Origin of the sequence: Companilactobacillus nantensis DSM 16982 (assembly GCF_001435815.1) — a bacterium.
In the GTDB taxonomy this organism is placed as follows: Bacteria; Bacillota; Bacilli; order Lactobacillales; family Lactobacillaceae; genus Companilactobacillus; species Companilactobacillus nantensis.
In genome coordinates, this window is record NZ_AZFV01000011.1 from 1 (window position 1) to 12,252 (window position 12,252).

The 12,252-nt window shown below is 37.1% G+C and carries 11 protein-coding genes; 6 read left to right on the plus strand and 5 right to left on the minus strand.

The features are described 5' to 3' along the window. Positions 1-21 precede the first annotated feature (21 nt). Positions 22-1,002 carry a LacI family DNA-binding transcriptional regulator gene (locus FD31_RS06000; protein WP_057891866.1) on the minus strand — a complete coding sequence of 327 codons (981 nt, stop codon included), beginning with the start codon at positions 1,000-1,002 and terminating at the stop codon, positions 22-24. An 11-nt stretch (positions 1,003-1,013) separates the two neighbouring features. Beyond that, positions 1,014-2,447, minus strand: coding sequence for a sucrose-6-phosphate hydrolase (locus FD31_RS06005; protein ID WP_057891867.1), 1,434 nt, complete (start codon positions 2,445-2,447; stop codon positions 1,014-1,016). 215 nt (positions 2,448-2,662) lie between these two features. Between FD31_RS06005 and FD31_RS06010 the strand changes: the two genes are divergently transcribed. After that, the gene (locus FD31_RS06010; protein WP_057891868.1) at positions 2,663-4,618 is read left to right on the plus strand and encodes a sucrose-specific PTS transporter subunit IIBC; all 1,956 of its coding nucleotides are present in this window, start codon (positions 2,663-2,665) and stop codon (positions 4,616-4,618) included. A gap of 83 nt (positions 4,619-4,701) precedes the next feature. Here the strand turns inward: FD31_RS06010 and FD31_RS06015 are convergent, their stop codons facing one another. The 3 genes from FD31_RS06015 to FD31_RS06025 all read right to left on the minus strand — a co-directional run bounded on the left by FD31_RS06015 (position 4,702) and on the right by FD31_RS06025 (position 6,832). Further along, positions 4,702-5,412, minus strand: a complete 711-nt coding sequence (locus FD31_RS06015) for a GntR family transcriptional regulator (RefSeq protein ID WP_057891869.1) — start codon at positions 5,410-5,412, stop codon at positions 4,702-4,704. A 207-nt stretch (positions 5,413-5,619) separates the two neighbouring features. Next, the gene (locus tag FD31_RS06020; RefSeq protein ID WP_057891870.1) at positions 5,620-5,973 is read right to left on the minus strand and encodes a VOC family protein; all 354 of its coding nucleotides are present in this window, start codon (positions 5,971-5,973) and stop codon (positions 5,620-5,622) included. After that, on the minus strand, positions 5,963-6,832 hold the full coding sequence (locus tag FD31_RS06025) for a DegV family protein (protein WP_057891871.1): 870 nt from the start codon (positions 6,830-6,832) through the stop codon (positions 5,963-5,965). Before FD31_RS06025 ends, FD31_RS06020 begins: the two co-directional genes overlap by 11 nt. A 668-nt stretch (positions 6,833-7,500) precedes the next feature. Between FD31_RS06025 and FD31_RS06030 the strand changes: the two genes are divergently transcribed. The 5 genes from FD31_RS06030 to FD31_RS06050 all read left to right on the plus strand — a co-directional run bounded on the left by FD31_RS06030 (position 7,501) and on the right by FD31_RS06050 (position 12,218). Continuing rightward, positions 7,501-8,685 carry a galactokinase gene (locus tag FD31_RS06030; RefSeq protein ID WP_057891872.1) on the plus strand — a complete coding sequence of 395 codons (1,185 nt, stop codon included), beginning with the start codon at positions 7,501-7,503 and terminating at the stop codon, positions 8,683-8,685. Then, a complete protein-coding gene (locus FD31_RS06035) occupies positions 8,685-10,130 on the plus strand; it encodes a UDP-glucose--hexose-1-phosphate uridylyltransferase (RefSeq protein WP_057891873.1) in 1,446 nt (481 codons plus the stop codon). The genes FD31_RS06030 and FD31_RS06035 overlap by 1 nt, the downstream gene beginning before the upstream one ends. After that, positions 10,130-11,119, plus strand: coding sequence for a LacI family DNA-binding transcriptional regulator (locus FD31_RS06040; protein ID WP_057891874.1), 990 nt, complete (start codon positions 10,130-10,132; stop codon positions 11,117-11,119). Before FD31_RS06035 ends, FD31_RS06040 begins: the two co-directional genes overlap by 1 nt. Positions 11,120-11,183: 64 nt before the next feature. Continuing rightward, positions 11,184-11,411, plus strand: a complete 228-nt coding sequence (locus tag FD31_RS06045) for an SHOCT domain-containing protein (RefSeq protein ID WP_057891875.1) — start codon at positions 11,184-11,186, stop codon at positions 11,409-11,411. A 450-nt stretch (positions 11,412-11,861) separates the two neighbouring features. Continuing rightward, positions 11,862-12,218, plus strand: a complete 357-nt coding sequence (locus FD31_RS06050) for a DUF1516 family protein (protein ID WP_057891876.1) — start codon at positions 11,862-11,864, stop codon at positions 12,216-12,218. Positions 12,219-12,252 lie beyond the last annotated feature (34 nt).

The window sequence follows — 12,252 nt, forward strand, 5'->3', positions numbered from 1 at the left end:
GAGTTATGTCACAGCCCCTTTTTATATGGTGGTTGCTCCAGTAATCAACTTAACTGGCAACGTATAATTACTTTCTAATTTACAATCAGGATCATCAATTCGTTTTAACAACAAATCAATCATCATTGTGACAATATCAGAAATTGGCTGCATGATTGTCGTTAACTCAGGGTGATAATTTTGGATAAAGTTTGTACCATCATAACCAATTAGTTTTAAATCTTCTGGAATTTTAATATCTAACTCTTTGGCTTGTTGCATTACTAGCAAAGCTGTCAGATCATCAGTACAGAAGATCCCGTCAGCATCCCTCTTAGCTAACAGTTCTTTAATTTTCAATCCTTTAATATTAGGTGATGAACTAAATGGTATTTCTAACAATTTAAAATCCAAATTTTGACGATTTAATACTTCTTGAAAACCGCTTAGACGATTGTTAGTCGGACTATTAGGACGATTGGCTCCAGTGATAATTTGCAGTTTTTTACTACCAGCAGCCAGCAATGATAAAGCAGCTAGTTGCCCACCGTGATAATTATCAGAACTGACAATTGGAATATTCTCTGACAAGTAACGGTCAAATGAAATAATCGGCAATCCAACTTTTTGATATTCCTCAATATTCAAATTATGTGAGCCAGCAATAATTCCATCAACTCGATTAGCCATTAGCATTCTTAGATATGCTCGTTCCTTTTCAGCATCATTTCCCGCATTACAAAGAATTATTCGAAATCCCTTTTTGAACAGTTGGTCTTCGATTTCTTGTACCATCTGTCCAAAGAATGGATTTCCAACACCTGGCAAAATAATTCCAATCAATTGAGTCTTCTTGCCCTTCAAAGAACGTGCCAAACTATTTGGTTGATAATTAAGTTCCTTCATAGCCGCAAAAACTTTTGTTTTAGTCTTCTCTGACAGAGAACCATAATTATTAATTACCCTTGAGACAGTTGTTGCCGAAACTCCAGCCATCTTTGCAATATCGTCTAATGTTGCCATAACTTACCTCATTAATAAATCTTCTCTAATTGGAACTTTTGCAATTGGACATTTTGCGATTCAACAAAGAATTGTCGTCCTTGTGGGAAAACTCGACCAGTAATTACTTTTTGTCCACCATTAATATATAGTTCAAAAACAGTATTATCAAAATATAATTCTGCGGTTATTGGCCCTTCCGTAACATTTGTCTCACGCTTTGTTCCATGGTCGACTGCCACAGCCACACCTGCATTTGTTCGATCTACTAATATCTTACCATTTGTTGTATCAAGCTGAATTTGTAATTCTTCACCACAATCAGTTTTAACAGAAACTTGTCCACGCTGGTTGGCTTCCATATACATCGTTATTTTAGCCTGTGGTGTAATTTCTGAAGTATTAATTTCTATTTTTATTAATTTGTCATTTTCCACTACTGGTAATTGATAAAGCTGATTATCCTCAAGATGTAGTTCCTTTACTAGACTATAACAATTAGCCCAGCCCTCAATATCGGATGGATATTCAGTATCTGGTAACCCAATCCAACTAACAGTTAATGCTCTTCCATCAGGAGCATTCAAAGCTTCGGTAGCGTAGACATCAAATCCATCGTCCAAATTTTTAATTTCTGAAGGATCAATGAATTGAAAATTATCCCAATCAAAATCTTTCCCCACAACGTAAGCATTAGGATAAATATTTTGGTGTTTCAAAACAGACTGTGCAATACCTTGTGGACAAAAAATCAAAACTGGTTGACCATCAACGAAAACTAAATTAGGACATTCAATCATATATCCCATTGGTTGGTCAGTAAATTTGAGTTCTGTTTTATATTGCCAAGGACCAGTCACCGCATTTGCTTGATAAACCAACACATGACCAGTATCGTCTTTTTTCCGTGCACCAATCAAACAATAATATGTACCATCATGCTTCAAGATTTGAGGATCTCGAAAATGATCAGTAAATCCGTTCTTCGGTTCTTCAATCAATGGCGTTGAAATTTTTGTTAACTCATTTTTAGCATTCATCCATGCACCATCTTGCTTAGGATGACGAACCCAATTTTCATCACGAACATTACCGGTATACATCAAGAAAAGTTGGTCTTCTACTGAAATAGCTGAACCTGAATAAGCGCCATGACTATCTTGTTCATCCCCTGGCAATAACAAAGGGCCATGATCTTGCCAAAGGACTAAATCGTCTGAAGTCAGATGCGTCCAATTCTTCAATCCATGAACTGGACCATAAGGAAATGATTGGTAAAACAAATGCCATTGACCGTTAAAATAAGAAAAACCATTAGGATCGTTCAACAAGCCAGTCGATGGTTGAATATGATAGCCCAGTCTCCAATGAGATGTGGCTATTTTTTGTTTGATATCAATAATTTGTTGATTAGGCCAATCTTCATATGGTAAATATCTTAACTTAGTTGTCCATTCTGTAATCATTTGCTTAACTCATACTTTCTTTGATTGACTGTATTGTAACTTCTTTAACAGCTAATTGTCAAACGTATAACAATTATTCAATTCTACCATTATCAGTACGTTAACCGATTACAAAAAGAAATACTATTTTGTTTTGTCAAACGTTTGACAATTATAAAAAAGCATGTATTATTAAGTTATCGAAACGCTTACATTTGATTTTGGAGGGGAATAATATGAATCATGAACAAGTTGCGGATCGAGTTATTCAATATATAGGTCGCGACAATTTAATTGCTGCCGCCCACTGTGCAACTCGATTAAGATTAGTTGTTAAAGATGAAAAGAAAATTGACCAAACTGGTCTTGATAATGATGCTGACGTTAAAGGTACTTTCAGTATTAATGGTCAGTATCAAATCATTATCGGACCCGGAGATGTCGACAAAGTTTACGACTTTTTAATTCAAAAGACTGGTCTCAAAGGTGTTACGCCTGATGATTTAAAGAATCTAGCTTCTAACGGTAAAAAGACGAATCCAATAATGGCTTTCGTTAAAGTTCTTTCTGATATTTTTGTTCCATTAATTCCAGCCTTAGTTGCTGGTGGTTTATTGATGGCTTTGAACAACGTTTTAACATCACCAAATTTATTTGGCTCATTGTCTGTCGTTCAAATGTACCCTGGTATGAAAGGTGTTGCTGAACTAATTAACTTATTAGCCTCTGCCCCATTTGCATTCATGCCCGTATTAATCGGTTTCTCAGCCACAAAACGTTTTGGTGGTAATCCTTATCTTGGTGCCGCTATTGGTATGGCTATGGTTATGCCTGCTTTGGTCAATGGGTATGATGTTGCTAACGTCATGGCTGCTGGAAAAATGACCTACTGGAATGTTTTTGGTATCAAAGTTGCTCAAGCTGGTTATCAAGGCCAAGTTCTACCAGTCTTAGTAGTTGCTTGGATTTTAGCAAACATTGAAAAATGGCTCCACAAACGGATGCCTGCTACACTCGATTTCATTTTCACACCATTAATTGCTGTTATTATAACTGGTCTTCTAACATTTATCGGTGTTGGACCAATTATGAGAATCGTTTCTGACGGTTTAACTAACGGAATTGTTTGGCTCTACAACACAACAGGTTTTATCGGTACAGCTGTATTTGGTACTTTCTACTCACCTATTGTTATTACTGGTTTGCACCAAAGTTTCCCAGCTATCGAAACACAATTGTTAACTAACATTGCTAAAACCGGTGGTGACTTCTTCTTCCCAATCGCTTCAATGGCTAATGCTGCTCAAGGTGCTGCTTGTCTAGCTATCTTCTTTATTTCCAAAGATGAAAAGCAAAAAGGACTCGCCTCGTCAGCTGGACTTTCAGCCTTACTTGGTATTACAGAACCCGCAATCTTCGGTGTTAATTTGAAACTTCGTTATCCGTTCATTTGTGCCATGATTGCTTCTGGTATCGCATGTATCTTTATCGGTATTTTCCACGTGCTATCTAGTGCTATGGGTGCTGCCGGTATTATCGGATTTATTTCTTTCCCACCTAAGTATTACTTACCATTCTTTATCAGTATCGCCATTAGTATCGCTTTAGGATTTATTTTGACATATGTTTACGGTATGAAATTTGACAAAGTTACTACTGCTAAGCCAGTTGTTAAAAATGATGACAAAATCATCGACGTTGCTGATGAAATGATTGCTGCTCCTGTATCGGGTGAATTAATCAATTTATCAGACGTTAATGATCAAGTTTTCTCTGCTGAGATTATGGGTAAAGGTGCTGCTATCAAACCTAATGATGGTAAAGTTTACGCTGTGGCTGATGGTACATTAACCGTTGCGTATGAAACAAAACATGCTTACGGAATTAAAACAACCGATGGTGCTGAAATTTTGATTCACCTAGGACTTGATACAGTTAACTTAAAAGGTCAATACTTTACAACGAATGTCAAACAAGGTGACCAAGTTAAAAAAGGCGATCTACTTGGAACTTTCGATATTGCTAAACTTAAAGAAGCCGGATATGACACAACTGTTATGGTTGTTGTAACTAACACGATGTCTTACGGTGATGTCGATAAACTCAACAAGGATAAAATTAAAGCAGGCGATGACATCGTTGCTTTAACAGAATTGACACCTGATTATTCAGCTGCCGCTGCCAATATTTAAATTTTGCTTCCCCTTCATAATCAATTAAAAAAACTGCCTAGTGATTTCACTAAGCAGTTTTTTGGTCCGTAATTTAATAAACTTTAGTCTTCAATATTATGCCTAACATGATAAGCAAATTCATCACTCCGAGCCGTACTCAAAGTAAATTCAATTAATTGTTTTTTCAAATCATAAGTTTTCCGTTTCAACAATAAACAAGGCATCCCTTCAGGCAATCCCATAACTTTACTGTCAGAGTCCCCAATAACACCTGATGAAAAATATTCGTCCGCATAACTAATATTCTCTTGGAAATCTTTTTCAAAAGTATCGTATAGCGATTTATTATGTAACATTTCTTCGGTTAAAGTCGGAAAAAACTTTAATGGCAAATAAGTTCGTTCAAACATCATTGGTTCATCATCTGCCAAACGTAGACGTTCAATTTGAATAATAAATTCACCGAACTCTAAATTCATATTATCAACAAAGTAAGCATTAACTTCCTTTTTCTCAAAGTTAATTATCTTAGTCGTTGGGACCTTTCCCAACAATTGCATTTGTTCACCAAATTTATAACTACTGCTGAGATCACTGTTTAAATTAGTCCGATTAACAAAAGTTCCTTTACCATGAATCCGCCTCACCAGCCCAATTGCTTCCAAATTTAACAGAGCTGCCCGAACGGTATTCCGTGAAACCTCATATTCGTCAGCAAGTTGTCGTTCAGATGGTAATTTAGCATTGGCGGGTAAAGTTTCTAAGTAATCAGTCAAGTGATTTACTAATTGTTCTTGAAGGTTAATTTTCATAGAAAAATTTCCTTTCCAGTACATATAAACCTATTTTATGAATTGTCTAAAAGGCATGCAAACATTGAGACACTACATTTTGTCAATATTTTTCTATAAAGAAAAAAGTCTTTTATAATTAACCAGACAAATTATTAATTCATCCAATAATTATAAAAGACCTTTGAATTTTTAATATCATAAAACTAGTTAGTACCTGTATAACATTTATTCTGCTTTTGCGACAACAAAATAATTACCTTCAGGATCTTGGAAATTAAATGTCAAAACACCATTAACTTCCGTAATTTCCCCAGCACTAATCAATTCATCATGCAATTTGTCAAAGTCATTCGAGAAGAACATCAATGATGGAACGTTTTCAGCTACTTCTGGAGAATAAATTCTAATATAATCACGTGGGAAAATTGATAACTCAACTTCACTGGAAATACCAACGATTACATTTTGATAGCCACCATTTAAGGTTTGACGAGCGACAACGTTAGCACCAAACTCTTCAGTCCAAAATTCAACACTCATATCAACGTCATCGACATAAATCATAATTCTAGTTTTCATCTAATAACATATCCTTATCCCAGACAACACCCATCGTTTTTTCGCCTGTATGAACACTAATAGCTGGTCCTAAATGACTCTTAGAAACACGAGCCTGTGCGAAATTGCTTTGGAAATCAGCTAACCACTTGTCTTCCAACTCACGATTATTTGAGTCAACAACTGTAATGTGTAATTTCCAATCCGGATGGGCATCCGCATATTTTTGAATTTCTTTTTGAATCATCCGATAAGCCCGACGCATGGTTCTTTCTTTGCCAATTGCATAAATTTTACCGTCTTTAAAAGTCAAAAGAGGTTTAACATCTAACAAACTACCAATAATAGCAGAACGATTGCTCAAACGACCAGTACGACTCAAATGCTTCAAGTCGTTAACCGCAAAATAAATATCAGTTGAATCACGTAGCTCTTCTAGTTGCTTTACAATTTCTTCGGGGTCAACATCCTTTTGTGCCAATGAACCAGCTAGCATTACCAAATCAGCTTCAGCAGCACTCGCAGCCATCGAGTCGAAAGGATAGACTTTAGCCTTGTCATAGTCTTTGACGAACATACGCAAATTGTCCATGAATGACGTAATTCCAAGTGATAAGTGAATCGAAATGATTGTATCGTAACCCTCAGCTACTAACCGATCATAAGCTTCCTGAATCTGTCCCATCGAAACTTGAGCTGTAGTTGGCAACTCAGGTTCATTGGCTAAATAATCATAAAATTTATCATCAGTTAATTCTTCAGTTTCCTTGTACTGCTTGTCGCCCAAAATAACGGTAATTGGTAAAACAGTAACGTTATACTTCTTGATTTGTTCAGGTGTTAAATAAGATGCTGTATCAGTAACCACTGCTATCTTCATTGTGTTCTCCTCTTTTTTCCGTTGCGGTTATCCATGCATATAATGATAACATTTTATTGAAATTATTAAATAAATAGGTTCAAAAGTTTGGGGGCGTCTACAGAGATGAGCAATAGTTACTGGCTGTGCGGACCGGCCTGAGCCAAGGTCTCAGACCTCGGTTTGAAGCCTTGCTGAAAAACGCAAGTCTCCAAACACGCCCGGTGGCGTTAGTGCTTTAGCACTTACGCCACTTTCACTGCCAGTAACTATTGCTCATCTCTTCCGACTATTTTTTCTATATTAATGTTCTCTACGTAATAAAATCCATTTTAATACTTCTAGTAAATTGCTAACACTTTATTAATCCGCTGATGAAAAACATAAACTCCTGAATTAATCTTCGAAATAATATATATAATACCCTAGCCATCGAGTGCGAGAATTCTGGTCGCTGTGAAGGTGGCGTTAGGACTTTAGTCCTTACACCATGGGACGAGTTTTGAAACTCGCGTATTTTGCGAGGTTCAAAATCGAGTTTCGAGACCGCTCTTTGGCTCGAAACGGTCCCCATAGCGACCAGAATTTCTCGCACCCGATGGCGGCATTTTTTAATACCCCTTGTTTTAGCTCTTCGAAAGCGATATCATTTTTGTTAAGTAAATATTTAGTAAAAATGGAGAATGGCTATGGACACTAAGAAAGTTTTACAAGGTTATGAACTTATTTTTAACGAAACAGCTGAAAAACTATTTTTCTCACCTGGCAGAATTAATCTAATTGGTGAACACACTGACTATAATGGTGGGAATGTTTTCCCCTGTGCTATTAGTTTGGGAACTTACGCTGCTTTTGGTAACAGAGACGATCGAACAATTAAGATGTACTCTGCTAACCTACCCGATTCTGGTATTGTTTCTGTTTCATTAGACAGTCTTGAATATGATAAAGCTCGTGATTGGGCTAATTATCTTACGGGGATGATTTATTTAATCACCAAAGCGGGTTACAAATTAGATCACGGTTTTAACATCTATGTTAATGGTAATTTACCTGATGGCGCTGGTTTATCATCGTCTGCTTCTATCGAATTATTGATGGGAAATATTTTAAATGATGTCTTTAAACTGGGAATCAATCAATTAGACCTTGTTAAAATGGGTCAACAAAACGAAAACAACTACATTGGTGTGAACTCCGGTATCATGGATGAATTTGCCGTTGGGATGGGTAAAAAGGATCAAGCTATCCTCCTAGATACCAATACAATGGAATACCACTATGCCCCAGTTGAGCTTGGTAACAACGTAATCGTCATTATGAATACTAACAAGCACCGTGCTTTAGCGGATTCAAAATACAATGAACGTCGCAGTCAATGTGAACAAGCTTTAGCTCTTCTCCAAACAAAATTAAATATTAAATCACTTGGTGACTTATCAATTGATGACTTTGACCGTAATTCTTACTTAATCAATGATGATATCTTGATTCGTCGCGCCCGTCATGCTGTCTTTGAAAATCAACGAACATTGAAAGCTATTAAGTATTTGAAAGAAAACAATCTGGTTGAATTTGGCAAATTAGTCAATGCCTCTCATATTTCACTCCATTACGATTATGAAGTGACCGGTGTCGAACTTGATACTTTAGTTGAAGCTGCTTGGCAACAACCTGGCGTACTTGGTGCCCGAATGGTTGGAGCAGGTTTTGGTGGCTGTGCGATTGCCTTTGTCGACAAGGATCAAATTGACGCTTTCCAAACAAATGTTGGGAAAATTTATCAAAATAAAATTGGTTACGCCGCTGACTTCTATATTGCAGAAATCGCTGACGGACCTAGTGAAATTAAAATCTCTGAGGTGGAAAAATAATGTCCTGTGTCGATAACTTTGTCGATCAAATTATTGCGGCTGACAACGACTATCAAGAATTAGACCGCATTTACTTATACAATCGAATTTGTGCCCTGGTTGGTGATGATAACCATCAAACTAATGATGATCTCAAAACGGCTTTAATTGAAACGGCTCTGAAAAATCACAAGATTGACGATAGCCAAACAGCTAAAGAAATTCTCAATGATCAACTGATGGATTTCGTAACGCCATTACCTTCCAAAGTTAACCAAGAATTTTGGAATTTGTACCAAGTTAGTCCCGAAACAGCCACAAACTATTTTTATCAATTGAGCCAAACTAATGACTATATCAAAACAAAGGCAATTGCTAAAAATATTTCTTATGACGTTAAAACTAATTATGGAGCCTTGGAAATTACAATCAATCTTTCTAAACCTGAAAAAGACCCCAAAGCCATTGCCGCTGCTGGTCAACAAGTCCAAAACGGTTATCCTAAATGCCAACTTTGTATGGAAAACGAGGGTTATCTAGGACGTTTAGGTTATCCTGCCCGTAGTAATCACCGAATCATTCGTTTTACACTGGGTGGTCAAACTTGGGGCTTCCAATATTCTCCGTACGCTTATTTCAGTGAACATGCTATCTTCTTGAATCAAGTTCACCAACCAATGATTATCAACCAACATACATTCAATAACCTGTTGGAAATCATTCGTATTTTCCCACAGTACTTTGTCGGCAGTAACGCTGATTTACCAATTGTTGGTGGTTCGATGCTCAGTCATGACCACTATCAAGGTGGCCGTCACGTCTTTCCGATGATGAAAGCACCAATTGAACGTGAGATTGAAATTCCAGTCGCTGGTGTCCAAGCTGGTATTGTTAAGTGGCCATTATCAACCATTCGCTTAACAAGTCAGGACCCTGAAGAATTGGTCAAAGCAGCGACCTTAATTCATGAAAATTGGATGAATTATTCAGATGAAACTGTTGACGTCAGAGCTTATACTAACGAAACTCGTCATCACACTGTAACGCCGATTGCCTATCGCAAAGATGATGCCTATGTTTTAGATATTGTCCTACGTGACAACCAAACTTCAGTACAATATCCTGATGGCATTTTCCATCCTCATCAAGATGTTCAACATATCAAAAAAGAAAATATCGGTTTGATTGAAGTCATGGGTCGAGCTATTCTTCCTGCACGTTTGAAGACTGAACTCAAAGAAGTTGAACGCTACCTACTAAAACAACCTAATCAAATGGCTGAATATCACAAAACTTGGGCTGATCAACTCCAAGCTAAATATGATTTTACGGACGACAACGTTGCTGATATTGTGGCTCAAGAAGCTGGCTTAGTCTTCGGTCGTGTCCTTGAAGATGCTGGTGTCTTCAAGTGGAATGACCAAGGTCAAAAAGCTTTCGATAAATTCGTCGGAAGTCTCAGTTAATGGCAACTTTACGTGACATCGCCAAAAAGGCCAACGTTTCACCAGCAACCGTTTCGCGGGTCCTCAATAACGATTTAACTTTGTCAGTCACTGACCAAACACGTACAAATATTTTAAAAATTGCGACCGACATGAACTATCAAAAAGCTAATCACCGGAATACTCATTTTCAAAAACGTATTGCCTTAGTTCAATGGTATTCTGAATCAAAAGAACAAGATGATATGTACTACATGACTGTTCGTGAAGGTATCGAGCAACAAGCTACAACTTATGGCTTTGAAATCAGTCGAATTTTTCACAATAATCTTACCGAGATTCCTCAAGATATTGATGGCATCATCGCTGTTGGTAAATACAGTCAAGCTCAAGTGGAACAGATGACTCAAATCAGTCACAATTTAGTTTTTATTGACGATGACCAATTCCCCCAAGGTTTCGATACGATTGTGACCGACTTCAAATACGGTATCAAACATGTCGTTGATTACTTTGTTGATCAAAAAATCACCGATATTGGCCTGATCTATGGTGAAGAAAATTCCACTGATAATTTACGGACGATTCCAGATTTTCGATACGATAGTTTCAAGGCAGCCATGGTGGATCACAATATTTTTCGGCCTGAATTTTGTTTCAAAGGCGACTTTACGAAAGGTGCCGGCTATAAACAAATGAAAAAAGCCATCCAAACGTTGGACGGCTTACCTCATGCCTTCTTCATCGCAAATGACCCTATGGCAGCAGGCGCTTTAAAAGCACTCCAAGAAGCCAATATTGCCGTTCCCGACCGTATCAATATTTTCAGTTTCAACAACACAGCACTTGCTAGTTATGTTAACCCAGAATTGAGTTCAGTAGACGTTGCAACCGTTCAAATGGGTGCAGCAGCCGTTGATTTAATGCAGGATATTTTAACTAATCCACGACACGTTACTAAACGAATGGAACTGGCTACTAAATTAATTTTCCGTCAAAGTACACTTTAATTGTGAAGCATGTTTAAACCAAATATAATGATTCTATAAGATACTTTTAAAGGAGCTGGACATTATGATGGGATTTGCAGGTTGTCAGAATGGCTTTGGTGGTATGGGTTTTATGGGCGGTGGCCTTTTATTCTACGGCATCATCCTACTACTCATCATTTTCGCTATTGTTTACTTCACTAAAAATAATCACAAGCAAAATAGTGCTTTGGAAGTTTTGAATCAGGAGTATGCTAAAGGCAATGTTTCTGATGATGATTACAAGAAGAGAAAAGATAATTTGAATATGTAATGCCGTCTCCAGGAACAAGAAATTTAGGTCGCTGTGGGGACCGCTTCGAGCCAAAGATCGGTCTCGAAGCTCGATTTTGAACCTCGCAAAATACGCGAGTTTTAAAACTCGTCCCGTGGTGTAAGCTTAAAGCACTAACGCCACCTTCACAGCAACCTAAACTTTTGTTCCTTCCGACTAGTTTATTCGTTGTTTTTTTGTTTCGTTTTATAACAAGTCTTATAGACCGTTTCATGATTCTGGAGACGGTATAACTAGTATCACAAGTAATCCAATTTGAATTATCGAACTAACTACGAAAAATAGGGTGGACAAATTTTATTTAAATTTATCCACCCTATTTTTTGAATTCTGTTCTAATTATATTGCAAACGTTTTAGGCCTTAGTTCATATTTCCTCTCCTGAAAACCTCAGTAATGTTATGATAAACAATATTAGGAGGTTCCACTATGCTTTGGTTATGGACACATTTAATTACTTGGCTAGTTATAGCCGTGATGATTTTACTGGTATTATTTACAAATTCGAACACAAAAATTTATGAAATGATTACGCGAGTTGGCTACATTGTTATTATTGCAACTGGTATCAAATTAGGCCTGCGTGCTTGGTCAGTTGAACCAACATTATTGATTGTCAAAGTTATTGTCGCTTTGATATTCATTGGTTTAGTTGAAATTGCCTTTGCTCGTAAGGATCAAAAGACTATCAATCGTTCACTAGTTTGGGCAGTGCTTATCTTCTGCATTGTTACTGCTTTATTAGGCTTTGCATTAGCTGGCTGGTATCCTTTTGTTCAACATTAGAATAAAGTCAAAAGCATCTATGGAAAAGGGATTA